We start from the raw sequence: 24,319 nt of genomic DNA, 5'->3' as shown, positions 1-24,319 counted from the left end.
GCTGATTTGGTGGGTAACCCCCGATCTCGCGCATCTTCAGGGGAGGTTCGAGGACGCTCCTGTGACCCCTACCGGTAACACCGATGGGCACCTACGCGGCCGGGTGCGGTAGATTTTTGGGGTGACATCACCACAGAAGACCCCCTTTTACGTAACGACGGCCATTTCCTACCCCAACGGTGTCCCGCACATTGGGCATGCCTATGAGGCCATCGCCGCAGACGCCCTGGCGCGTTTCAAGCGACTCGACGGATTCGACGTCATGTTCCTTACGGGAACTGATGAGCACGGGTTGAAAATGCAGCAGACGGCGGACCGCGAGGGCGTGGCTGTGGTGGACCTTGCCACCCGCAATGCACGGGCGTTCAAGGAAATGAACGACGACGTCGGCAGCTCGTATGACCGCTTCATCCGGACCACTGATGAAGACCACTTGGCATCAGCGCAGGACATCTGGAAGAAGATGGAAGCCAAGGGTGACATTTATCTGGACCAGTACGTGGGCTGGTATTCCGTGCGTGACGAAGCGTTCTATTCGGAAGACGAGACCGAGGTTCGCGACGACGGCGTCCGCTACTCAAAAGAGAGCGACACCGAGGTCACCTGGACCGAGGAAGAGTCCTACTTTTTCCGGTTGTCGGCTTATCAGGACAAGCTGCTGGCGCTCTACAACGAGCAGCCGGACTGGGCAGCGCCGGCCACCAAGCGCAACGAAGTGGCTAGTTTTGTCCGTGGCGGACTCGAAGACCTCTCCATCAGCCGGACAACGTTTGATTGGGGAGTGCCGGTTCCGGGCAACCCTCAGCATGTGATGTATGTCTGGGTGGACGCATTGACCAACTACTTGACCGGTGTCGGCTATCCGAACACCAACTCTGAGGCGTTCACCAAGTACTGGCCAGCCGACGTTCACATCATTGGCAAGGACATCTCGCGGTTCCATGCAGTGTACTGGCCAGCATTTCTGATGAGCGCTGACCTGGCGCTGCCGAAGCGGGTCATGATCCACGGCCACCTGCACAACAAGGGCATCAAAATGTCCAAGTCGCTCGGCAACACAGTGGCACCGCGTGACTGGGTTGACCAGTACGGGTTGGATCAGGTGCGGTATTTCCTCCTGCGCGAAGTGCCGTTTGGGGCAGATGGCTCTTATAGTCACGAGGCCATTACCGGGCGGATGAACTCGGACCTTGCCAACAACCTTGGCAATCTTGCACAGCGATCACTGTCGATGGTGGGCAAGAACTGCAACGGACGGGTGCCGACGCCCGGTGCTTACACGGACGCCGATCATCAGATTCTGGACCAGGCCAATGCGCTTCCCGCGATCTGCCGCGACTTCTTTGAGCGTCAGGAGTTCAGCCGCGCCCTTGAGACGGTGTGGGCAGTGCTCGGGGAAACGAACGCCTATTTTGCGGAACAGCAGCCGTGGGTTTTGCGGAAGACCGACGTCGACCGCATGAACACGGTGCTGTACGTGACGATGGAAGTGCTGCGCGTAGTGGCGCTGCTGATTCAACCGGTGATGCCCGGTGGGGCTGATAAGTTGCTGCACGTATTGGGACAGGCCGACGACGATGCCCGCACGTTCTCATCGCTGGGTACGCCTTTGGTACCGGGTATTGAGCTTCCTGCGCCGGCCCCGATCTTCCCGAAGTACGAGGACTGACCTCTGCTCTGCCCGGATCTGGGTGGCGCGGCCCTGCCCGGATCTGGGCTGAAGTCGGGGTTTGCCGCCGAGATCACCCCGTACAAGGGTAATTTTGTGGCTAAGGGGTGATCTGGCGCGGTGGCGGCTGCGCTGTGAACGACCGATCTGTGCGGAAACGAATCGCGGCTGTTTCTCGCACGATCTCCGCGATTCGGGATTGTTGATCTTGAGCTCGACCCAACAGGTTCTGGATCCGCGAACCACTGATCCGTGGGTCTCGGGTGGAGAGTTCCGCAAGGGTGTGCCAGAGACATTCTTTACCGGCGACGGCGGCATGCAGCGCCTCGAGTTCGAGTTGGCCTGGAAGGCCGTCGCGAGAACCGGTTGGATTCAGCGGGTTGAGTCGTGACAACGTGCGGCCGGCTCGCGACAAGACTTTTGTGGACAGGTGCATTCTGATCTTGAGCCTGGAGGCGATGTTGTTCAGCTCGACCCTGTCACTCTCGACCTCCGCGGCAAGGTTCTTGAGTCTGCGTCCGATGTCGGTACCTGCCCAGACCTTCTTCGTTTCGGCGAAGAGCTGAGCCCCCGATTGAGCAGCCACCATATGGCCCAGTACATACTTTTCGAGGAGTTTCTCGTCCATTGTCGCCGGGGCTTTTTGCTTCATAGCCGTCTCCTGGAGTCTCGATGCGCGTATAGCCTCTCGTTCATAAGCCTACGTAATGTAAGGCGCTGGCTCCGCCTTTTCACCCAGCTAGACCTTTCCGCCGAGCCCCACTGGTCGAGATCGGGGGTTACCGTCCGAGATCACCCCGCACAAGGAAACTTTTGCAGCTAAGGGGTGATCTGGGCCGGGGGTGGTCGAAGGCGCGCACGATCAAACGCAGCATCGAAACGCTGACGGAGGCCGACGTCGTCGTTCAGATCCTGCCAACGAACCCGAATGATCTGCCAGCCGGCCTCCATCAGGTGCGTCTCCCGGCGGCGCTCGTCGATCAGAGTCTGCTCCGTTGGTCCGTACGCCGTGTACTTGCCGACGCCGTCGAATTCGGCGATGAGCCTGAGCTCGGGCCAGCCCATGTCGGCGCGGAAGAGTCCGACGACGGTTGGAACCTCGAGTTGCAGGACGGGAACCGGGAATTGCCAGTCCAGAAGCTTGAGCCGGAGTCGTGATTCACCAGCGGACTCGGAGCGGCCGTCTGCTATGTCAAGAACCCGGCGAACCCTGTTGATATTGCGGCTACCAACCCCTGCCTTGACGAGCTCTCGCAATTCGACGATCGAGGCACCCAGTCTGAGACCGGAATCCGCCATCACCAGTGCACTTTCCGGACTGAGTATCCGGGCGCAATCAACAATGGTCCGCTCCACGGATGTAGTGAGAATGCCGTTGACGAGGATCACCTGTTGTGGAGGGACGCTCTGATTGTGGCGGATAACGTCACCGACTGGCCCTCGGTCGCCCCTGCGCCCCAGATGCATGACATGGACAGCGGATGGGGCGTTCCAAAGATCGACGCCGATGAGCCTGGCAGCGGAGACATGCGAGTAGATGCCCCGCTCCTGCGATACGGCGTGATGCGCCACCACTGAAACGACGTTTTGCTCCCAAAACGGGGCGTCGTTCCACCTTTGAGCATCGATGAACACCCCGCGCCGCATCCTTCGCAAACGCGCAGCCTTGAGATCCGCTGCTATCTCCCTCTCTGATAGGCCGGTGCGCCGGAGTTGCTGATACGTCAAAACATCGCTTGCTGTCAGTGGCTGATGCACAGGTTCCATGGGCCCAGCTTGCCGGGCGCCGTCGTCGTGCGCATCTGTCGGGTTCAGCATGTGAGTGAGGCGGGACCCAATCCCAGTCGTGGAGGACAAGTGGGTTATGTCCGCGAGGGCCGGGGACCGGGGATCCGGGGCGGCATTGTCGGCCGAGGTCACCCCCTGTCCGCAAAGCCACCCACACAGGGGGTGATCTCGCGGACAAACCCCGACTTCGGCCCAGGTGGTGCCCAACCCCGCCCAACCCAGCCCCGCCCAACCCAGCCCCGCCCAACCGAGCCCCGGTGAAACCTACTGCGCAGCAAGCCCCTCCACCGGTGAAAGTTTCGCCGCACGGCGGGCCGGCAGCACGGAGGCCAGGAGCCCGGCGACGACGGCGACCGCCAGTACCGCGGCCAGCTGCAGCCACGGGACGGAGGGCTCCACGATGGCAAACGAGCCAAGGGCAGCCTGGGCCCCGAGCCACCCATACACGGAGCCCAGCACACAGCCGATGAGGGCGGCAACGCCGGCGATCAGTACCGCTTCAACAGCGAGCATCCCGCGAAGCTGTCCCCGGGTGAGACCCAGTGCTCGCAGGAGCGACGATTCCCGGGTGCGCTCCAACACGGATAGGGACAGCGTATTGGCCACACCGATCAGAGCGATGAGCACCGCGATAGCGAGCAATCCGGTCACGACCAGAAGCAGGACGTCAATGATCTGGTTGAACGTGGCTCGTTCAATAGCAGCGCCGCTGACTTGATATTCATCTATTCCGAGTCGTTCCACCAGCTCGCTGCGCAGGTCCATGATGGCGGCTGCGTCCAGTGAATCATCGACGCCAATCCAGACTTCGCCGGGCATGTCGGCAGGAGCGCTACCTAGTTGCGCCGCGGTTGCGGTGGTCATCAGTGGAGTGAAGCTGTAGGTGTCCATCTGGGTCACTGGAAGGGTGAGCGTTGCGGTTGCTCCGGTGACGGTGATTTCTGAGGCCGGGAAGCCCTTGGGTACCAGCACCATTCCGTCTGTGAGTTGCACGGAATCGTCCCGTAGCACTGAGGTAACGTCGGCGGCAGATCCGGAGTAGACGGGCATTCCGTCATCCGAGGAACCTGCTGGGGCAAGGACGGCAGTAGCGGTGACACCAGCGAGGTCCAGAGCTTGTTTGGATGCACTCGACTCGTCCTGGACTTCGCTGATGGACAGGTCCACCGGGTAAGCGCCGGCGAGCTCCTGATTGAACGAGTTTCGTGAGGTCTGCGCGCCGGTCATCATCATGGTCACCAGGGTGACTCCCACGAGGAGCGCTGTGGCTGTGGCCGTGGTCCTGCCCGGGTTGCGCACGGCGTTGACGGCTGCGAGTTTCCCCGGGACACCCAACGGCGACGCGGCTCGACCGAATACCGACACGAGCGAGGGAACGAACAGCCCTGCGCACAGGAGGACTCCGAGGAAGGAGAGAAGCCCGCCCGGCAGCGCCACCAGTAGAGCAGAAGTTGATGCACCGTAGGCCAGAAGGACGGCACCAACCAGGGCCAGGAACAATCCTATGCCCAGCCGAATCCGCCCTCGCTTGTTCCGGATTCCAGCCTCTTCCGCGGGACGGAGGGCGGCCAACGGTGCGACGGCGGTGGCGGCACGGGCGGGCAGGTACGCGGCGGCGAGGGTCATGACGAGGCCAACGCTGATTCCTGTGGCGACGGCCGACGCCGGGATGGCCAGGGTAGCGAATTCCGTATCGGGGTTCTGTGCCACCCATCCCACGAGGAGCGCCATGACCCCTGCGGCCAGCAGCACGCCAAGGACGGAGGATACGAATCCGACGATTGCGGCCTCAACGAGCACGGAGTTGCGGATCTGTTTCCTGTCGGCTCCGATGCAGCGCAGCAGTCCGAGTTCCCGCGTGCGTTGGGCCACGAGGACAGAGAACGTGTTGGAGATGACGAGGGCGGTCACCAGAATGGCAACGATGGAGAAGGCCAGCAGCACGATGGTGAGCTGATCTTGGCCGCCGGACAACGCAGCGACATCGGAGAGGGTCTGTTCTTCGGCGGTGAGTACGGTAGCGCCGTCGGTGCCGTTGGCTGAGAGCGCGGCGGTTACAGCCGACGTCGTCGCCTCCATGTCCGCGTCAACGGCCAGTTTCAGCTGCGCGCTCTGGGCGAGTGCATCTGGTCCAGCAACGGCGGAGAGAAGTGTATCCGTGGCCGCAATCTGTACTGCACCGGCCATGTAGGGTTGCGCGGACGGGACGGTGATCCCGGTAATGAGCACGTCGCGGGTGGGGGCAGCCTCCAGGGGCGCACCGTCTTCTGCGGGCGTCGACTCAACAGAAGGTGCCAGGCCCAGTTCCACGGTGTCCCCGATGTCGAGGCCCAGGTCCTGGGAGGAATCGGAGTCAACGGTGACCTCGTTCGCCGCCGCAGGAAAGTCGCCCTTGGCGAGCGAAACCGGTTCCATCGAGGGCACAGGCGAGAGGCTCTGCAGCATCGCGGAGGTGGCGGTGTTTCCCGATGTTAGTGGCGCGCTCGCTGTCCGCACGGCATACGTACCGGAGACGCCATCGACCTCCGCGACGGCAGCCAGTGCTTCGTCGGGCAAGCCATCCAATGAGTTGATGACCAGGTCTGCTTTGGCGTAGGTGGCACCGATACTGTTCTGCAGGGACGCCGTCGTGGTGCCGCCGACCATGAGGGTCGCAGACAGGAATCCGACGCCGAGGATGACAGCGAGTGCGACCGCCAGGAACCGCCGGTAGTGGGTTCTGAGTTGGGAGAGAGCTATCTGCAACATGGTGTTCAGGCCCCCAGCCCGGCGAGTGCGGCAAGGACGTCGTCCGCTGTTGGGTTGGTGAGTTCGCCGGCGAGCGCGCCGTCGTTCATGAGGATCACGCGGTCCGCGTAGGAGGCGGCGACGGGGTCGTGGGTGACCATGATGATGCTCTGTCCCATTTCCGCGGAGCTGCGGCGCAGTAGGGAGAGGACCTCAGCGCCGGAGCGTGAGTCGAGGTTTCCGGTGGGTTCGTCGCCGAAGATGACGTCGGGTCGAGTCAGTAGTGCGCGGGCGACGGCGACGCGTTGTTGCTGTCCGCCGGAGAGTTCGTGAGGTTTGTGCGTCAGGCGGTCGGTGAGGCCCAGGGTGGTGGTGATGTAGTTGAACCATTCTTTGTCCACGGTGCCGTTGGCTAGGGAGACGGGCAGGGTGATGTTCTGTTCGGCGGTCAGGGTGGGGACGAGGTTGTAGGACTGGAACACGAAGCCGATGCGGGTGCGGCGCAGGCGGGTCAGCTGGGCGTCTTTGAGCGCGGTTATTTCGGTGTCGCCAATGTGGATGGTCCCGCCGTCGGCGTTGTCCAGGCCGGCGAGGCAGTGCATGAGCGTGGATTTGCCGGAGCCTGAGGGGCCCATGATGGCTGTGAAGCGGCCGCGTTCAAAGCTGAGGTTGATGCCTTTCAGCGCTTCAACTCGGGTTTCGCCCGTGCCGTAGGTTTTAATCAGGCCCGACGTCGATACGGCAGCTCCCGAGGGGGCGGACGCTCCCGGTGGTACGGAGTTGGATTCGTTCGTAAAAGTGGTCATGAATCCAGATTAGGAAATGTTGTGGGCCAGCGGATCGGCCTGTGGTCGCGATCCTCAGTGGCCCGTTCTCATCCCACGGGATGAGCGTGCCTTCCCGGGAGTCATCCTCCGGCTGAAACAATCCCGGTTTCGTAAGCAATGACGACGGCTTGAACCCTGTCTCGAGCCTGCAGTTTCGCGAGGATATGCCCTACATGCGTTTTAACTGTGGCCTCGGACAGGAAAAGAGAAGCCGCGATTTCTGGGTTGGAATGACCCTGCGCCATGAGGGTGAATACTTCGCGCTCGCGGGGTGTGAGGGTGGCGACGGCGGCGCTGTGCGTGTCTTTTGCCGGGGAGGGTTGGCGCAGCAGCGGTGCAACGTGTTCCAGGAGTCGACGGGTAGTGGAGGGGGCTATAACGGCGTCGCCGCGGTGAACGGTGCGGATGGCTTCGAGGAGCTCTTCCGGGGGCGCGTCCTTGAGGAGGAATCCGCTGGCCCCGGCGTGGATGGCGGCGAGCACGTATTCGTCGAGGTCGAAAGTGGTCAGGACAACGATGCGGACGGTTGGTTCGCCGTCGCTGGTTTCTCTGGCGTGGTCCAGGATGCGTTGGGTTGCTTCGATCCCGTCCATGCCGGGCATACGGACGTCCATGAGGACGACGTCGGCCCTGGTGGTCGCCAGCGATGCGACGGCTTCGGCGCCGTTGCCGGCCTGGGCGACGACCTCGAGGTCGGGTTGTGAGTTGATGAGCATGCTGAAGCCGCTGCGGACCAGTTGTTGGTCATCGACGAGGGTTACCCGGATGGGTGGGGCGGGGGTGGTCATCATGCCTCCGTGTAGGGGATGAACGCGCGGACGGAGAATCCGCCGCTGCGCGCTGGTCCGGCGGTCAGGGTGCCTTCGTAAAGTTTTACACGTTCGCTCATGCCGCGGATTCCCTGGCCTGGACCTGCGCTGGTGGGGTCGGGGGCGGCGCCGCGGCCGTTGTCGTCAGCGTGGAGTTCGAGTCCCCGGGCGGTCCATGTCTGGGTGATGTTGGCGTGAATGTTGGGGCCGGCATGTTTGAGGATGTTGGTGAGGGATTCCTGAACCACACGGTAGGCGGTGAGTTCGGCGCCCGGTGGTAGGGGTCTGCGGGGCTGTCCGTGGAGAGTGAACTGGGCGTCGAGTCCTGAGGAGTTGAGCGTTTCAACGAGGATGGGGATGTCCGCGAGGGTGGGCAGGGGGCGGGTGGAGGATGCTTCGTCGCCGCGTAGCACTCCGAGTAGGCGGCGCATTTCGCGCAGGGAAGCGCGGCCGGTTTCGGCGATTGTTTCCAGGGTTTGCGGCGCGACGTTGGGGTCTGCTGCGCTGGCGTAGCGCGCGCCGTCGGCCTGGGTGATGATGACTGAGAGGGAGTGCGCAATGATGTCGTGCATTTCGCGGGCAATGTGACTGCGTTCGTCTGCGGCGGCGAGATCGCGTTCTTGTTGCCGTTCGACTTCGAGCCTGCGTGTGCGGTCCTCGAGAGCTTGGACGATGAGGCGTCGGTTGCGCGCTAGGTCGCCAAAGGCCCAGCAGGCAAGCAGCAGGGAGACGGAGAAGCCGAAAATGATGACGAAGGCCACCGGGTTCTGGCTCACTCCCAGCAAATCGCTGTAGCGGGTCAGCGCCATGACGACGCCGAGCACCGCCAGCCCCAGCGCGCCAAGACTGGCCCAACGAGGTCCGTACGCTGCAAGGGCGTACACCACCATGAGGACGCTGAACTGTGCCGGCATGGGTTCAACGCCTGTAGCCCACTGCACAATGCAGACCAGCGCGACGGCGGCTCCGGCGAAGACCGGACGGGTGCGGCGCCAGGTCAGGGGGATCAGCAGCCCTGCAGAGGCGGGTAACTGGAGCGTATAACCCATGGACGCATAGGGGAGTAGGCCGAAGGTGAGGAAGAGAGCAGCGGCAAATAGTGCGTCAACAAGTTGACGGTGATTTCCCATCCAGCGGACAAAGCGGTGGTGCAGACCCATGAGGTAAAACTCTATGCCGTCCTTGAGCCGCCCGGCATCCACCCACGGGCTGAGTCGCCCGCCGCCCGCCACCCGCCACCCGCCACCCGCCACCCGCCCCACCACCCGGGCCGAGATCACCCCTGGCCCACAAAATACCCCACGCTGGGGGTGATCTCGTCGGCTAAACCCTGACCTCGGCCAAAGGAACGGGGCGAAGCAGGGAGAAAGCAGGGGACAGCAAAGAGGAAGCGTCCAGAATGTGGAACCGAGTGACCACGATGTGGCGGGGTTTCCTATGCTGGGGGTATGAGTGCATCCATGAATCTGGCAGTTATCCCCGGCGACGGTATTGGTCCGGAGGTCATCAGCGAAGCAGTGAAGGTCCTGCGGAAGGTGGCTGAGGCGGACGGAGTGGAGCTCAAGCTCACCGAGTATCCGTTGGGGGCGGAGCACTGGCTTGCCACAGGGGAGACGTTGCCGGATGAAACGCTCGCTAAGTTGCGCGACCATGACGCGATCCTGTTCGGCGCGGTCGGTGCTGCTCCTGGTGATACGCGGATCCCCTCGGGAATCATCGAGCGCGAGATGCTCCTGAAGCTGCGTTTTTCCCTTGACCATTATGTGAATCTGCGTCCGTCCAAGCTCATGGCCGGCGTTGAGAGTCCGTTGGCTAATCCGGGCATCATCGACTTCGTGGTGGTGCGCGAGGGCACTGAGGGTCCCTATGTTGGCAACGGTGGCGTGCTGCGCAGCGGGACAAAGCATGAGATTGCCACCGAGGTTTCGATCAACACAGCGCACGGTGTGGAGCGTGTGGTCCGTGATGCGTTCCGCCGAGCGTCGGCTCGTGAGCGCAAGCATGTGACGTTGGTGCACAAACACAATGTGCTGGTTTATGCGGGGCATCTGTGGCGGCGCACGGTGGAGGCGGTGGCGCAGGAATTCCCCGAGGTCACGCACGATTATCTGCACGTGGATGCGGCGATGATCTTTTTGGCCACCAACCCATCGCGCTTCGATGTGATTGTGACTGACAACCTTTTCGGTGACATCATCACGGATCTTGCCGCGGCGGTGACGGGCGGTATTGGCTTGGCTGCGTCCGGCAACATCAATATGGACCGCACGGCGCCATCCATGTTTGAGCCGGTTCACGGTTCGGCTCCGGACATTGCAGGCCTGCAGAAGGCGGACCCTACGGCGGCCATCCTCTCGGCAGCTTTGCTGCTTCACCATGTGGGGTACGACGACGCCGGCGCACGGATTGAGGCGGCGGTTGAGAAGGATGTGGCGAACCGGGGGAATGGGCCGCGTTCGACGTCGGAAGTGGGCGACACCATTGTTGGGGCTTTGGGGTAATAATTTTCGTGTTGTGACTTACAGTTGTTAACGACCATTAACCCAATGACCCGTTGTCGGCACGATGCTGCTGTGGCGGTACTCGTGGAGGAAATATGACTGCCAGTTCTCTGGAGTTCACCCAGACGTTGACTACCCATCCAAAGTCGGATGCCGAGCGCACTGAGATTCTTGCGAATCCGGGCTTCGGGGACTATTTCTCGGATCACACCGCGGTGGTGGATTACTCGGTGGACGAGCACGGCCAGGGTTCCTGGTCCAATGCCCGGGTGGAGCCGTATGGGCCTATTGCTTTGGACCCTGCGGCCGCAGTGCTGCACTATGGTCAAGAAATTTTTGAGGGATTGAAGGCTTACCGCCACGCAGATGGTTCTATCTGGACGTTCCGTGCTGATAAGAACGCGGTGCGTTTGAACCGATCAGCCCGCCGTCTGGCGCTTCCGGAACTTCCTGAGGATGTGTTCGTGGAGGCAATACGCCAGTTGGTTGGCGCGGACAAGGCGTGGGTTCCCTCGGGCGACGGTGAGGCTCTGTACCTGCGCCCGTTCATGATCGCCACGGAGGCGTTTTTGGGTGTGCGTCCGGCGCGTGAGGTGTCTTTCCGCGTTATCGCTTCTCCTGCCGGTAACTATTTTGGTGGGGACCTGAAGCCTGTGTCGATCTGGCTTTCGCGTGATTATGCGCGTGCTGGCCGTGGCGGTACTGGCGCAGCCAAGTGTGGTGGCAACTATGCGGCGTCGCTCGCGGCCCAGTTGGAGGCGGAGGCCCACGGCTGCAAGCAGGTGCTGTTTCTGGATCAGTTCAATGACAATGCCGTTGAGGAATTGGGCGGCATGAATGTCTTCTTTGTGTTCAAGGACGGTTCGTTGGCTACGCCTGCATTGAGCGGGACCATCCTCGAGGGTGTTACCCGTGACTCCGTGCTGGAGTTGGCCCGGCAGCGTGGACTGAAGGTTGAAGAACGCAAGATCACGTTGGATGAATGGCGCGACGGCGTTGCCTCCGGGGACATCACCGAGGTGTTTGCGTGTGGCACAGCTGCGGTTATTACGCCTATCGGTGAGCTCAAGGACGGCGATTCTGTCATCGGCGCTCCTGAGGCCAAAGCCGGTGATGTCACCATGTCGATCCGTGAGGAACTGCTCGGAATCCAGACGGGTGCGGTCAAGGACACCAATGGTTGGTTGACCCGACTGGCCTAAGTTCTCCGGGATGGCAGCCGTCCGCCTATGAGAGCCAGGCCTGTAACTGCGATCCTTCGCAGTGGGGTGTGCTGCAGGCCCTGTAGCCTTATTCCATGCGTATAGCCCGTTTTGTTGTTGATAGTGATCCTGCGTTTGGTGTCGTTCAGGGAAACGATGGTCAGGAGGAGGTTGCCGTCATCAACGGGGACCCATTCTTCTCCGGAGTCCAGTTGACCGGCGTCCGGCACAAGCTCGAAGATGTGCGGTTGTTGGCGCCGATCATTCCGCGGAGCAAGGTGGTGGGTATCGGCAGGAACTACGCCGAGCACGCCCAGGAGCTGGGGAATGAGGTTCCGCCGGCGCCGTTGATGTTCCTCAAGCCCAATACCGCGGTTGTGGGCCCCGGAGATCCAGTGATTCTGCCGTCGTTTTCCGATCAGGTCTCGTTCGAGGCAGAGCTCGCCGTCGTCATTGGTCGAATCTGCAAGGACGTTCCGCCCGAACGCGTCGATGAGGTCATTTTTGGGTACACCTGCGCCAACGACTTCACAGCGCGGGATGTCCAGAAGACGGATAATCAGTGGGCCAGGGCCAAGGGCTTTGACACCTCCTGCCCCATTGGGCCGTGGATCGAGACAGAGCTGGACACCGAGACCCTGGGTGTCCGCGGCTGGCTGGATGGCACGTTGACCCAGAATGGTAATACCAGCGACATGATCTGGGGTGTGAAGGAACTCGTCTCCTATGTCTCGCAGGCCTTCACGCTGCTGCCCGGTGACCTCATCCTGACGGGCACCCCAGCCGGTGTTGGACTGATCACGGACGGCCAGCGCTACGAGATCGAGATCGACGGCATCGGCCGCCTCTCGAACCCCGTACGTCGCTGACACGCGGAAAGTACAGAAACAGATGACGACGGCGGATCCTACGCAGCAACGGGTGGGAGCCGCCGTCGTGCGTTCAACGCCGCCCGCAGTGGTCTGGGCGGTCGCCCTGCTGCTGAGCCCCATCGTTGAGGACGGCTGGCCCGCCAGCATCATCTGGGGCATCAGCACCGCCATACTTGTGTCCCTGGTGCCGTGGGCGATCGTCACCTGGTTGGACCGGCGCAACGATCTACGGCGCGGCATCAGCAGGCTCGGCGCGACGCCTGTGGTGGTAGCGGCCGGCGCCCTCATGTACATGACGTTGCGGCTGATCCGTTACCTGGATGGCCCGCTCGGACTGGCCGCCGTGATATTCGCGATCTTCGCAGGCTACGCCGTCGTCCTCGTCATCCAGCGGCAGGTTCAGCTGGATTGGCCCATGATGACCTATGGGGGAGCAGCGGTAGTCTTCCTGCTGATGCTCGGCTGGTGGGGGCTGACCGCGCTCGCGGTCTTGGCAGTAGCAGCGTGGGTTCGCTTTCAGGGAGAAAAGAAGCCAGCACGACGGCGGCTACTGGCCGCACTGATCACCGGAGCCGTGATCTGCGGCGGCACCTATGCGGCCCTGCTGCAGGCGGTTAGCTAGCAGATTCCTAGTGGTCTTTGACCCGGGCGTAGGCGTCCAGTGCCCGGTGCCGGGTTTCCTTCAGGTCAACGATGGGTTCCGGGTAGTCCGGGGCAACCTCCGGATTTTTCCAGGGCTCGTGGACGGATGAGTCATCCAGGGCTGCCAGTTCAGGAACAAAACGCCTCAGGTATCCGCCGGAGGGGTCAAACTTTTTACTCTGCGTGACGGGGTTGAAGATCCGGAAGTATGGCGCAGCATCGGCTCCGGAGCCTGCTACCCACTGCCAGTTGGCGGGATTGCTGGCGGCGTCGGCGTCAACAAGGGTGTCCCAGAACCATTGTTCACCGGTACGCCAGTTCACCATGAGGTTCTTGATCAAAAAAGATGCCGTCACCATGCGGATTCGATTGTGCATCCACCCGGTGTTCCAGAGCTGCCGCATCCCTGCATCGACCATGGGGTATCCGGTGTGCCCCTGCTGCCAGGCACTCACGTCGTCGGCAGTGTCCTGCTCCCATTCAAAAGCATCGTATTCTCGGCGATAATTCTGGGTGGCCAGATCTGGGTTGTGGTAGAGCAGTTGCCAGCAGAATTCACGCCACCCCACTTCACTGCCGAAGACCCGAATCTCGTGCTCAAGTCCGGTTGTCTTGTTTTCTTTTGCGGCCTGCCAGATCTGGAAGGGACTGATCTCTCCAAACCGCAGATGCGGGGAGAGTCGACTGGTGGCTTCCTGACCGGGCTTTTCGCGGCCTTGGCTGTAGTCCTCTACCCGTTCGTCAAAGAACGTCGTAAGGCGGTTGTGCGCTCCGGCTTCGCCCGGCGTCCATTCATCACGCAGACCTCCGGCCCAGTCAGGGGTGCTCGGCAGCAGCCCCCAATCATCCAGTGCATCGGAGGAAGGATGCGTGGCGCTGTCCCGCAGGGTGGCTGGGGTGAGCGACGACGGCGCAGGCAGTGGCTGTCGTGGTTGCGGCTGTTCCAGGCAGGCACGCCAGAAGGGTGTAAATACTTTGTAGTTCTCGCCCTGTTTGGTCTGCACCTGCCACGGTTCAAACAGGAGGTTAGCCTGGAAGCTGTGTGCTTCGACGTCGTGCTCGTGTGCCCAGTTCTTGAGGGCTGTATCAGTGGTGCGTTCGGGGAGTCCGTAGCGCCTGTTCCACAACAGTGCGTCCGCACCAATTTCAGCAATCAAGTCCTTGACAACGTCGGCGGCGATTCCGTTGCGGAGGATCAACTGCCCGCCGACGTCCTCTATTTGCGTGCGCAGGGCTTCGAGTGAATGATGCAGCCACCATCGGGTCGCTGCGCCGAGCGGGCGAATGTCCGGGGACTGATCAAAAACGTACAGCACACAGACCGTGCCGCCATGCTGAATGGCTTCGTGTAGTGCCGGGTTATCTGCCAGTCGCAGATCGTCGCGCAGCCAGACCAGTGATGTACCCATAGCCCCAATCTACAGTTAGGCGGTGCGCTGCTGCAGGCGGTCGGTTAGCGAACGCCGTGTGCCATGGACTGCCGGTTCACGGCGTTGGTCCTGCCTGGAATGAGGAACAGGTCGATGAAGAGCATCAGGACAACGACCCCGAGGAACACAAAACCGATGAGAATGAAGGTTGTTGCCGCGCCGACCAGCGTAAGGCAGATATACAGGATTCCCAGCCCGGTTTGATTGAGGTAGAACTTGTGGATTCCCAGGGACCCGAAGAAGAACCACAACAGGTAGGTGATAGCCGACATGTTGTGAGACTCTCTTCGTGGTGGATCGTAAGGACTTCAGGGGTGGGGAACGAGCGAGAGCGGCAGCACCACGCCTGGCACGAGTAGTTCTTCTATGTGCGCCAGCGGCAACGGTCGGCTGAAGAAATATCCCTGCCCGGAAATGCAGCCCATGTCGCGTAGCTGGGCGGCCTGTTCACAGGATTCGATTCCTTCAAATACGGCGTCTAGCCCAGCTGCGCGGATGAGTTGCAGGATGGCCGCCACAAAGGCGTTCTGCTTGGCTCCATCGGCCAGTTCCGCCACGAGCGTGCGGTCTACTTTCACCATGCTCACCGGTAGCTTGCGCAGGTAGCTGATGGAAGAGTACCCGGTGCCGAAGTCATCAATTTCTATACACACGCCGAGCTTCTGCAGGCTGAGCAGGGAATACCTCTCCACGTCGGCACCGGTGATGAGGGCCGTTTCGGTGATTTCCAGAACCACGTTACGTGGCGGGATGGCGTTCTGTTTCAAAGCTCCGCGAACAAAGTCTATGAGGTCCAACTGCTGGAGGTCTATCGCTGAGACGTTAATGCGGAGCTGGAAGTCTTCGTCCAGGTCAAAGCGGGTTCTCCAGTCTTGAAATTGCCGAAGGGCGGCGGTCATGACCCATCGGTCCAGATCCACGATGGCACCAATTTCCTCGGCCACCGGGACAAAGTCATCTGGCATGACCAGGCCGCGGGTGGGGTGGTTCCAGCGGACCAGGGCCTCTACGCCCTGGATATGTCCGTCGCGGAGGTCTACGACGGGTTGGTAATGAATATCCAGCTGGTCAGAGGCAATAGCTTCGCGGAGTTCGGCGGCTGTCTGATTGCGGACCTGACGGGCGTAGAGCATAACGGGCTCAAACACGCTGAGGCGGCTACGGCCCTGGTCTTTGGCCGTGTACATGGCGGTGTCGGCGTCGAGAAGCAGGCTGTAGGAGCTCTGGTCCTTATCCGCCAGGCGCAGCCCAATGCTGGCGCGGGCCCAGAGTTTGAGGTCTTCGAGTTCTATGTGCGCACTGAGCGCGTCGAGGGCACGGTTGGCAATGCCCTGCGCGATCCCCATCGTGGCGTCGGGGATCAGGATGGCAAATTCATCGCCGCCCAGCCGGGCGACGACGTCGGTGAGGCGCACGGCTTCGCGTAGCCTCTCCGCCACGATTTTCAGAACCTGGTCACCGGCGTCGTGCCCCAGGCTGTCGTTGACGTTTTTGAAGGAGTCGAGGTCCAGCAATAGCAGCGCCGGTGCCGTGGCGCTTCCGTTCGCAAAGGACGTGAGCGCTTTGTCGATTTCGGTGACGAGGGCAACCCTGTTGGCTAGGCCAGTGAGTGGGTCTGTCATAGCCATCTTCTGCATCTGCAGGTGGGCTTCGTGGAGCTCGGCAGTGCGCTGTTCTACGCGGTCTTCGAACTGCTGGTAGACCAGGTCCAGTTCTTCGACGAGGAGATTGACGCCGGTAATCACGGCGTCGACGTCGTCTCGGGCATCCGAGGGGGACATTTGGTGCCGAAGATCTCCTCGAGATACCCCAACGATCCAGTCTACGAGGTTGGCCAACCTGGGATCACTGCTCATCTAGGTATCTTTCCAGCCAGGCCAGCGCGTCCGCTTCTGAGCAGAAGAATTGGTTGGGGCAAGCTGGCGCTGCTCCGCCGAGCAGGAAGTTGCCGATCACCCTGTCCACTGGGCTGGCTCCTACAACGGCTATGGCAGTTGATACTGTGGCCCCGCCGTAGACGGTGCGAGCTTCGCGGGTGATGGAGGAGACGCCGCTGATCACGAGCATGAGGGGACGGCGTCCTCCATCTGCAGCCTTTATGACTGCGGCACTTGCTGCTGTGGCCATGTCTCCGGTGATGGTGGCGCCAGCGGGCAGCACAATCCGCGTGATGCCCTCATAGCTGGGCTCAGGAACATTGCCTGTCTCGGTCATCGTGACAATTGCCACTGTTTCTCCCCCACCTCTTCGGTTGCGTTCGATGATTGGCCGTTAGCGTAGCGAAACACGTCGACGGCGGTCGTTCTCCCCTCGGAGGTCTCTGTTCAGGCGGCGGTCCCCGTGGTACAGGATGGATGTCCAGTCCACCTCTTCCGGAGTTTTTGGAACTACCGGTGAGGCGGTGCTGCGCTTCTTGCGGGGGCCTACATACAACCAGTTCAACATACCAAGCGTAATGTCAACGACAGAATTGCCGATGCCAATGTAAGCGCGTATTGCATAAGCCGCTAGCAGTGCGTTGAGCCCGGCGAAGATGACGTTCCCCCAGCTGCCGTCGTCGATGTTGCGCCAGAGAGTCAGCAGTGAGAACGCAACAATCGCGTACGGTACAACAACGTAAAGGGCAGGTGCAGCAGTGCGGTCCTTGACCTTCGGGGTGCGGACAAAGGCGATCTTTTCGCCGGTGAATGCTTGCTGCAACGATTTGAGGACGCCGGCCAGGTTGACGGGAAGCAGAACCAGGTTGAAGCCATAGATTCGGAAGATGTCGCTGAACCGGTGTCCGCAATCGCGTAGGTCACTTCCCATGGCGAGGAAGTAGGGCAGCGCGGCGAGGAATACCACGGGGCTCAGGAGCCGGCTGTCGTAGGGGTAGGCGAGCAGGAACACCAGGCCAAAGCTGGCCCAGGCGATGGACGCCATGTAGTTGACCCGCAGGAGCACCTCACGGTAGAGGATGCGGTCCCGGCGGAACCGGCGTTCGCGCAACTGGTTCCATAGTTTGGGCAGGATGAGCAGTCCGCCGTTGGCCCACCGGCGTCGTTGGACCACCAGGGACCCGAAGTCTGGGGGAGTGGCGCTGTAGCTGAGGCGTTCGGGGTAGTTCACTAATGACCAGCCGTGGGTGCCCAGGTCCACGCTGGATTCGGTGTCTTCGATGACGGTGCGGTCTTGGATATAGGTGCGGATTTCAAATCCTCCCACATCCTCGACTTCAACGATGTCTTCAATGGCGTCTTTGCGGATAACAGCGTTGGCTCCTACCCAGAAGGTGGCGCCAAAGTAGGTCATGCCCTGGTGGAGTATGTGCTGGATGTCCGTGGTGGCGCCGGCCACGCGTTCAATGCGTGTCGGTGCGCCGCGGAAGGATGAGTACGGGGTCTGCGTGACTGCTACGCGCTCGTTGCCGGGTGATTCGAGCAGGTACACCAGCCGGAGGCAGTAGTCGCGCAGCAGCAAGGAGTCGGCGTCGAGCGTTAGCAGGTACGTAGAATCCAGTACCTCTACGATGTCAGCTGCTGCAAACGCGTCAGCAGCAACTGGCCGCAGGACGGTCTGGCCGGCAGATGTTTCTTCTCGTCGCCAGCGTTTGCCCATCAGGGAGATGTACGCGTTGAGGTTCATCGCCTTGTTCGCTTCGTGCGAGAGAGAGGCGAACTGCTTGCGTTCAAACGTTTCCATGCGTGCTGAGAAAATGCGGGTCAGCCGCAGGTACAGTTCCAGCGTTCGGCCGGCGCTCGGTGCGTCCTGCTGTGCCTGTGCGGCTTCGAGGGCCAGGATGGTGAGCCGGAGTTCGCGGGCAAGTCCCATGAGAACGAGGTCTACGAAGAACTCGTCTACGTGGTCCTCGACTGTTTCATTCTCCGCCATGGTTTCAAGCCATTGGGCGGCCGCATGGTACTCACCGATGAGGACGGGAAGTTCTTCGGAAGCGATGGTGGTGCCGTCCTCGACCCGAGCTTGGAAACGATCCAGCGCCGCAGTGAACCGTCCGGCAGGCGCCAGCAGCTGGGCTTCGATTTCAGTGGTGAGGGCGCGTGTAGTGTCCAGGCGCTCGCGGATGGCAGGGTCCGTGGGGTTGGGCGGGTCATCGAGGAGGAGCACCACTCGTAGGTCCGGGAATTCCTGGAGGGCAGCGGACCAGAGGGTGCCGCGGACTACCTGTGGTTCTTCGGCGTAAGACGGGACCAGGACGGTGATGCCGTCGTCGTAGGTTGCGAAGTGGCGGTCCAGTTCGCCGCGGGGGACTCGCCGGTGGTCGCGGAAGCGGTAGAGCGCTCCCTGACGTGCCACGAGGTACATGAGCGCGGAGAAGGTCAGGAAGGTGACCACTACAAGGTACGACGCCGCTTCAAGCTCGAACCGGAACCCTGCGTTCGGGTTCTCGGAGAGTTGGCGAAGGATCGTGGAGATCACGTAGGTGAGCCAGGCGAGGATGGTGATGACGATGCCTACCCGGCCACGCGCGATTTTCCCGCGGGATGGAGTGGGATGAACTATCGAGAGTGGCTCGGATCGTTTTTCCGCCCCCCATTGGCGACGGCGGGCTGTTCCCTGGACCTGTTCTGGCGTTTCCGAGCTCGTTTTGACAGTCTGGTGTTGCATCTGCACTCCGACATTAACGGACGGTTTTACCGTCCTCCCCAACAAACGCCACGTACGCCCCCAGGACGTCTGATGCCGACATGCATCAGCGTGACGCAGATAACGCTATCATTGTTTTTTGTGGTTCCTGCTGGGTGGGAACTATAGTGTCTGGCCAGTCGGGGCCGGGCTGTATTTATTTGTTGGGGGATCAGTGTCTAAGCATTTTCCGGGTCGCAAACTGTCGGTTCCGCGTCTTGCGCTCGTTGTTCTGTTAGCCGGTGCGTTGGTGGGAGCGTCGTTTGTGGGGTGGGGTCGGTTCACTGATACGCGGGCTGCAGCGGATGGTCAGTCTTGGTTCGCTGGTTATGTGGATGCCACGGCCACGCCCTTTTACGCGTTTGAGACACCGGCCACGGAAGCTGGCGGCAGCGTTGTTCTCTCGTTCATTGTGGCGGACCCAAAGAATCCCTGTGAACCGTCCTGGGGCGGTTATTACGGTTTTGACGATGCCGCGGCCACGATGGATCTGGACCGCCGCATTGCCCGTTTCATGCAAGAGGGCGGCGAGGTAGTCATTTCTTTTGGTGGTCTGCTCAACGATGAGCTGGCAACGTCCTGCACCGACGTCGATGATCTGGTTTCGGCCTACCGCTCGGTGATTGAGCGTTATGAAGTTTCTACGCTGGATTTCGATATCGAGGGTGAGAACCTCAAAGACACAGTTGCCGGGAAGCGGCGGGCGCAAGCGGTTTCTCAGTTGCAGAAAGAATTTCGGCAGGATGACAAGCCGCTGAATGTCTGGATCACTCTGCCGGTCGCGCCGACGGGACTCACTGAAGTGGGGACGACGGCGGTGAGCCAGTTCCTGGATGCGTCGGTGGATCTTGCCGGGGTGAACATCATGACCATGGATTACGGTGCTAGCCGTACCGGCACCACAACGATGTTTGAGGCATCCAAGCAGGCGGCCGTGTCTACGCACCGTCAATTGGGCATTCTCTATGAGCGTGCTGGTATTGAACTGGGTCCCCAGACGCTGTGGGGCAAGGTGGGCATTACACCAATGATCGGACAGAACGACGTCGTCGGTGAAGTTTTTGATCTGGACGCGGCTGAGAAGCTGAACGCTTTTGCTCGGGAGAAGGGTGTTGGCCGCATGTCCATGTGGTCCCTGAACCGGGATGCCACGTGCAGCGCCAACTACCCGGACCTTTCCGTGGTTTCTGATAGTTGTAGCGGCATTGATCAGCAGGGCCGCTCATTTGCCGAGGTCCTGGGTAATGGTTTCTCTGGTCGTGGCCTGACGCTCAGTACTGCACCCACGACGTCGGAGCCCTCCGCTACTGCGACTGCCACCACGGTGGTCGATGATCCCGCGACCAGCCCGTATCCGGTGTGGTTTGAGGATGCCACGTATGTTGAGGGCGACCGCGTGGTGTGGCACGGCAACGTGTATGAGGCCAAGTGGTGGGCCAAGGAGGCCGTTCCGGATAATCCGGTGTTGAAGGCTGAGGAGACTCCGTGGCAGCTTATTGGCCCGGTCCTTCCGGGAGAGACGCCGTTGCCGGAGGTCACCGTGCCTGCCGGTACGTTCCCAGACTGGGATGCGGAGATCACCTACTTGAAGGGCAGCAAGATCCTGTTTGACGGCCATGCGTTTGAGGCCAAGTGGTGGAGCAAGGGCGATAGCCCGCAGGCGGCGCTACAGGGTGCGGACAGTTCGGCGTGGAGCATGCTGGAGGATGAGACTGTATTGCAACAGCTGGAGGACGGAACTCTGGAGACCTCCTCTGCCACAGACGGGGCTACCGCTAAAACAACGGTCAAGCCAACCTCCCCCGCCAAGGGCAAGGACAAAAGCGGAGACTAAGGGGATGCAGGTGTTGACTCTGCGACGTCGTTGATGGCGCTTCGCGCCTGTTCGGCGCGGTGCAGGGCGCCTGCGTCTTCGAACAGCATTTCGCCCATGGTCATCTCTTTGATGCCTTCCGCCGTATGGCCCTGCTGGTGGAGTGCTTGTCCCAGCAGGAGGTGCGCTTCCGCTGAGGTATGCGTAGCGAGTGACTCGGTTGACTGGCAGATGGAGCGCAGCATGACGGCGGCGTCGTGGGCTCGGCCTTCGAGAAGCAGCCAATGAGCCCGGATGATGTGCAGCTGAAGCTTTTCCGCGGCACTTCCTTGGACAATAGACTGGGCAACCTCAGCACGGTCAATGAATTCGAGCGTTTCCTCGCCGGCAATACCTGCGGCAAGACGCATGTCTGCGGACGCACGATTGAATCGCGCCCACAGCTCAAGGTCATTCATGGGGGATAGGCCGGTCGCTGCCTTCCGGTGGTAAGCCACAGCATCATCGAGTGCACCGCGGAGAAACGCAACGTTGCCAATGACCCAGTTCGCCTTACCAGCCGTCTGGGTGCTGATCGAGGAGGTCAGCTGTTGTGAGAGTTTTTGGCAGTGAGTCCATGCTTTGTCAAGATGCCCTGATTCCGCGAGGGCAGCGATGAGTGCTTGCAACGCTTCTATCCCCACCTCGGCCACGGCACCATCGAGGTATGCCATCTCAACGGCGTGCCGGGCTTCATCAACTGAGTCCTGAAGGTGTCCACAACCCTGGAGGGCCATCGCCAACAATGTGGATACCCGTGCTGCCAACGCCGGGGATGTGGCCGTGAACGAATGAGACTTGAGCTCTTGCGACTCCATTACGCAGTGCTGGAAGTTATTCGTTTCACGCCGACTTTGCGCCCGGAGAAACGCCAGATTCCACCACGCGGCCTCATCTCCAGCAGCGCGTGCCTCTTCCATACCTTGTTCCGCAACTGAGTAAACTTTGTCGTACTCGCGCTGGCGCCATGCCTCGTGTGCTCTCAGCTCGAAGGTGATAAGGCTCGACGAGTCGGTGTCCCTTGCCATGGTGAAGCTCTCTCTACTGGGCGGAATGTCCCTCCATGTCAATAATCTTCGCACGGCTCCGTTGTGAGTCTATGCGCGGCACCTTATGATGAACGAGTTACATCTTCTGGGGGGATTCGCTTCCTGGAAATACTGCTATCCATGAGGGGTCTCGATCATGAAAAAACTTTCTGCATCGTTGTTGTTGGCTGGTCTTGTTGCAATGGGGGGCGCTTCAGCTGCTTCGGCGAGCGACGCGTCAGCCGACCAGCAAAGTGCGGGCGCGTACACCGTCCAGGTTGGTAGCTGGCCTAATGGGGTTGGTAGCTGGCCCAACTAATTCTGGCTCATTCTTCCTAACTAAAGAAGCCGGCCTCGAACCTTGCCACCATGTTGTAACTCGGTTCGGGGCCGGTTTTGCTTTGTCCGGAACAGTCTTGTTCTGGTGCAGTCTAAACTGAGGACATCATGACTACTTCTACTGATTCCTCCATGCTTCCGATTGTCGACGACGCTACGCCGGTGCGCGTTCGCTTCTGTCCTTCCCCAACGGGTACCCCACATGTGGGGCTCATCCGGACGGCCTTGTTCAACTGGGCGTATGCCCGGCACACGGGCGGGAAGATGATTTTCCGCATCGAGGATACCGATGCCAAGCGGGACAGCGAGGAAAGCTACGAGCAGTTGCTCGAGGCGTTGCGCTGGTTGGGCATTGACTGGGATGAGGGTGTGGAAACCGGCGGTCCGCACGGACCGTACAGGCAGTCTGAGCGTGGGGACATCTACCAGGACGTCATTGCCAAGCTTGTTGATGGTGGTTATGTCTATGAGTCCTTCTCGACGCCGGAGGAAACCGAGGCGCGGCACAAGGCTGCCGAGCGGGATCCCAAGCTAGGCTATGACAACTTCGATCGCGACCTGACACCGGAGCAGGTTGAGGCGTTCCGTGCCGAGGGGCGCAAGCCGGCCCTGCGTCTGCGAATGCCGGAAGAGGACATTACCTTCACGGACCTGGTGCGCGGTGAGATCACCTTCAAGGCGGGCACCGTTCCTGACTACGCGCTGGTGCGGCCCAATGGGGCACCGCTGTATACGCTCGTGAACCCGGTCGATGATGCCCTGATGGGGATCACGCATGTGCTGCGGGGCGAGGACATTCTCTCCTCGACGCCGCGTCAGATTGCCCTGTACCGCGCGCTGGTGGAGATTGGTGTTGCTCGGTACATCCCGTTGTTCGGTCACCTCCCGTACGTTATGGGTGCCGGGAACAAGAAACTTTCCAAGCGCGATCCTGAGTCCAACCTGTTCCTGCACCGTGAGCGTGGCTTCATCCGCGAGGGTTTGCTGAACTACCTGTCCCTACTGGGATGGTCCCTATCTGCTGATGAGGACATCTTCACCGTTGATGAACTCGTGAAGAACTTCGACATCCACGATGTGCTGGGCAATCCTGCCCGCTTTGACCTGAAGAAGGCTGAGGCCATCAACGGTACGCATGTGCGACTCTTGGAAGTTGAGGACTTTCGCGACCGCCTGGTGCCGTACCTACGGCATGCCGGACTGGTGGGGGAGACACTGAACCTTCGCGAGGAGGAGATTCTTCGCGAGGCAGCGCCGTTGGTGCAGGAGCGCATCACGTTGCTGGGTGAGGCTCCGGAGATGCTTGCTTTCTTGTTCAAGAACGACGACGCCGTTGACGTTGCTGCCGATGCCCGCAAGGGGCTCCCGGCGAACCTCAGCGAGGTTCTAGACGTTGCGCTGGCAGCACTGGAGCCGCTGGAGGAATGGAACGCGGAGAATATTCAGGCAGCACTGCGTGAAGCTTTAGTGGACGGAATGGGTTTGAAGCCCAAGTTGGCGTTTGGCCCGGTTCGGACAGCGATGGCTGGCCGCCGAATCTCGCCGCCGCTCTTTGAGTCAATGGTGATCCTCGGGAAGGACTCATCGCTGCGCCGGCTGCGGGCGTTCAAGGACGCGGAGGCGTTGTGATGATCGTTTTGTGCTTCCGCCTCTTCATCGGGTAAAGTTATCACTCGTGCTGAGGCGCTGGAACGCCCGGGTTTTGCCCAGAGATCCAGCTCGGAAGCCGCTTTGGGATATGGTGTAATTGGCAACACATCGGTTTCTGGTACCGACATTCTAGGTTCGAGTCCTGGTATCCCAGCGCTATAGATCGTGTAGGCTTACACGGTTGTTTAGTACTAGGGCCCCATCGTATAGCGGCCTAGTACGCTGCCCTCTCACGGCGGTAACGCGGGTTCGAATCCCGCTGGGGTCACAAATGAAGGGTCCCGAACTTCGGTTCGGGGCCCTATTCTATTCCTAGCAATCTCCGCCCGTAATCCGATTGTTACCCATGACCCTTCAATG

Annotated in this window: 19 protein-coding genes and 2 tRNA genes; 9 read left to right on the top strand and 12 right to left on the bottom strand. The window is 60.9% G+C overall.

Features of this window, described 5'->3' with window-relative positions:
* The first annotated feature begins 121 nt into the window (after window positions 1-121).
* Entirely contained in the window at window positions 122-1,669 is a 1,548-nt protein-coding gene (metG, locus tag JOE65_RS10755) for a methionine--tRNA ligase (protein ID WP_205163185.1), read from the top strand.
* 100 nt (window positions 1,670-1,769) lie between these two features.
* Here metG and JOE65_RS10750 read toward each other — a convergent pair whose 3' ends face one another.
* The 6 genes from JOE65_RS10750 to JOE65_RS10725 all read right to left on the bottom strand — a co-directional run bounded on the left by JOE65_RS10750 (window position 1,770) and on the right by JOE65_RS10725 (window position 9,100).
* Window positions 1,770-2,321 carry a hypothetical protein gene (locus JOE65_RS10750; RefSeq protein WP_205163183.1) on the bottom strand — a complete coding sequence of 184 codons (552 nt, stop codon included), beginning with the start codon at window positions 2,319-2,321 and terminating at the stop codon, window positions 1,770-1,772.
* Window positions 2,322-2,488: 167 nt separating this feature from the next.
* Window positions 2,489-3,487: a hypothetical protein gene (locus JOE65_RS10745; protein WP_205163181.1), complete on the bottom strand. Its 999-nt coding sequence runs from the start codon at window positions 3,485-3,487 to the stop codon at window positions 2,489-2,491.
* Window positions 3,488-3,721: 234 nt separating this feature from the next.
* Window positions 3,722-6,205 carry an ABC transporter permease gene (locus JOE65_RS10740; RefSeq protein ID WP_205163179.1) on the bottom strand — a complete coding sequence of 828 codons (2,484 nt, stop codon included), beginning with the start codon at window positions 6,203-6,205 and terminating at the stop codon, window positions 3,722-3,724.
* Window positions 6,206-6,210: 5 nt separating this feature from the next.
* The gene (locus tag JOE65_RS10735) at window positions 6,211-6,990 is read right to left on the bottom strand and encodes an ABC transporter ATP-binding protein (RefSeq protein ID WP_205163177.1); all 780 of its coding nucleotides are present in this window, start codon (window positions 6,988-6,990) and stop codon (window positions 6,211-6,213) included.
* 101 nt (window positions 6,991-7,091) lie between these two features.
* Entirely contained in the window at window positions 7,092-7,802 is a 711-nt protein-coding gene (locus JOE65_RS10730; protein WP_205163175.1) for a response regulator, read from the bottom strand.
* On the bottom strand, window positions 7,799-9,100 hold the full coding sequence (locus tag JOE65_RS10725; RefSeq protein WP_338021617.1) for a sensor histidine kinase: 1,302 nt from the start codon (window positions 9,098-9,100) through the stop codon (window positions 7,799-7,801). Before JOE65_RS10725 ends, JOE65_RS10730 begins: the two co-directional genes overlap by 4 nt.
* A gap of 168 nt (window positions 9,101-9,268) precedes the next feature.
* Here JOE65_RS10725 and JOE65_RS10720 point away from each other — a divergent pair, with 168 nt between their 5' ends.
* From JOE65_RS10720 to JOE65_RS10705, 4 genes are all read left to right on the top strand, one after another.
* Window positions 9,269-10,321, top strand: a complete 1,053-nt coding sequence (locus JOE65_RS10720; protein WP_205163173.1) for a 3-isopropylmalate dehydrogenase — start codon at window positions 9,269-9,271, stop codon at window positions 10,319-10,321.
* A 95-nt stretch (window positions 10,322-10,416) separates the two neighbouring features.
* A complete protein-coding gene (locus tag JOE65_RS10715; protein WP_205163172.1) occupies window positions 10,417-11,523 on the top strand; it encodes a branched-chain amino acid aminotransferase in 1,107 nt (368 codons plus the stop codon).
* Between the two features lie 95 nt (window positions 11,524-11,618).
* Window positions 11,619-12,392, top strand: a complete 774-nt coding sequence (locus JOE65_RS10710; protein ID WP_205163170.1) for a fumarylacetoacetate hydrolase family protein — start codon at window positions 11,619-11,621, stop codon at window positions 12,390-12,392.
* A gap of 22 nt (window positions 12,393-12,414) precedes the next feature.
* Window positions 12,415-13,017, top strand: coding sequence for a hypothetical protein (locus JOE65_RS10705; protein WP_205163168.1), 603 nt, complete (start codon window positions 12,415-12,417; stop codon window positions 13,015-13,017).
* Window positions 13,018-13,024: 7 nt separating this feature from the next.
* On the opposite strand, the gene JOE65_RS10700 is transcribed toward JOE65_RS10705, so the two are convergent.
* Genes JOE65_RS10700 through JOE65_RS10680 form a run of 5 tightly spaced genes read right to left on the bottom strand, consistent with a single transcriptional unit; the run spans window position 13,025 to window position 19,072 of the window.
* Window positions 13,025-14,446 carry a cryptochrome/photolyase family protein gene (locus JOE65_RS10700; protein ID WP_205163166.1) on the bottom strand — a complete coding sequence of 474 codons (1,422 nt, stop codon included), beginning with the start codon at window positions 14,444-14,446 and terminating at the stop codon, window positions 13,025-13,027.
* Between the two features lie 44 nt (window positions 14,447-14,490).
* Entirely contained in the window at window positions 14,491-14,739 is a 249-nt protein-coding gene (locus JOE65_RS10695; RefSeq protein WP_205163165.1) for a TM2 domain-containing protein, read from the bottom strand.
* Between the two features lie 36 nt (window positions 14,740-14,775).
* Window positions 14,776-16,323 (bottom strand): putative bifunctional diguanylate cyclase/phosphodiesterase, encoded by a 1,548-nt coding sequence (locus tag JOE65_RS10690; protein ID WP_205163163.1) that lies wholly within the window; start codon window positions 16,321-16,323, stop codon window positions 14,776-14,778.
* Window positions 16,313-16,696 (bottom strand): DUF7793 family protein, encoded by a 384-nt coding sequence (locus JOE65_RS10685; protein WP_205163161.1) that lies wholly within the window; start codon window positions 16,694-16,696, stop codon window positions 16,313-16,315. The genes JOE65_RS10690 and JOE65_RS10685 overlap by 11 nt, the downstream gene beginning before the upstream one ends.
* 42 nt (window positions 16,697-16,738) lie before the next feature.
* The gene (locus tag JOE65_RS10680) at window positions 16,739-19,072 is read right to left on the bottom strand and encodes a glycosyltransferase family 2 protein (RefSeq protein WP_205163159.1); all 2,334 of its coding nucleotides are present in this window, start codon (window positions 19,070-19,072) and stop codon (window positions 16,739-16,741) included.
* 193 nt (window positions 19,073-19,265) lie between these two features.
* Between JOE65_RS10680 and JOE65_RS10675 the strand changes: the two genes are divergently transcribed.
* On the top strand, window positions 19,266-20,924 hold the full coding sequence (locus JOE65_RS10675; protein ID WP_205163157.1) for a glycosyl hydrolase family 18 protein: 1,659 nt from the start codon (window positions 19,266-19,268) through the stop codon (window positions 20,922-20,924).
* On the opposite strand, the gene JOE65_RS10670 is transcribed toward JOE65_RS10675, so the two are convergent.
* Window positions 20,921-21,970: a hypothetical protein gene (locus tag JOE65_RS10670; RefSeq protein WP_205163155.1), complete on the bottom strand. Its 1,050-nt coding sequence runs from the start codon at window positions 21,968-21,970 to the stop codon at window positions 20,921-20,923. The two genes, JOE65_RS10675 and JOE65_RS10670, sit on opposite strands and share 4 nt — an antisense overlap.
* A 447-nt stretch (window positions 21,971-22,417) precedes the next feature.
* On the opposite strand from JOE65_RS10670, the gene gltX reads away from it, so the two are divergent.
* The 3 genes from gltX to JOE65_RS10655 all read left to right on the top strand — a co-directional run bounded on the left by gltX (window position 22,418) and on the right by JOE65_RS10655 (window position 24,227).
* On the top strand, window positions 22,418-23,938 hold the full coding sequence (gene gltX, locus JOE65_RS10665; protein ID WP_205163153.1) for a glutamate--tRNA ligase: 1,521 nt from the start codon (window positions 22,418-22,420) through the stop codon (window positions 23,936-23,938).
* 103 nt (window positions 23,939-24,041) lie between these two features.
* Window positions 24,042-24,113 (top strand) — tRNA-Gln (locus tag JOE65_RS10660).
* Between the two features lie 41 nt (window positions 24,114-24,154).
* A tRNA-Glu gene (locus JOE65_RS10655) sits at window positions 24,155-24,227 on the top strand.
* Window positions 24,228-24,319 lie beyond the last annotated feature (92 nt).

The sequence above is a fragment of the Arthrobacter roseus genome, from assembly GCF_016907875.1.
Taxonomy (GTDB): domain Bacteria; phylum Actinomycetota; class Actinomycetes; order Actinomycetales; family Micrococcaceae; genus Arthrobacter_J; species Arthrobacter_J roseus.
Note: the sequence above shows the minus strand (reverse complement) of the source record. Positions and strands in the feature narration are given on the sequence as shown.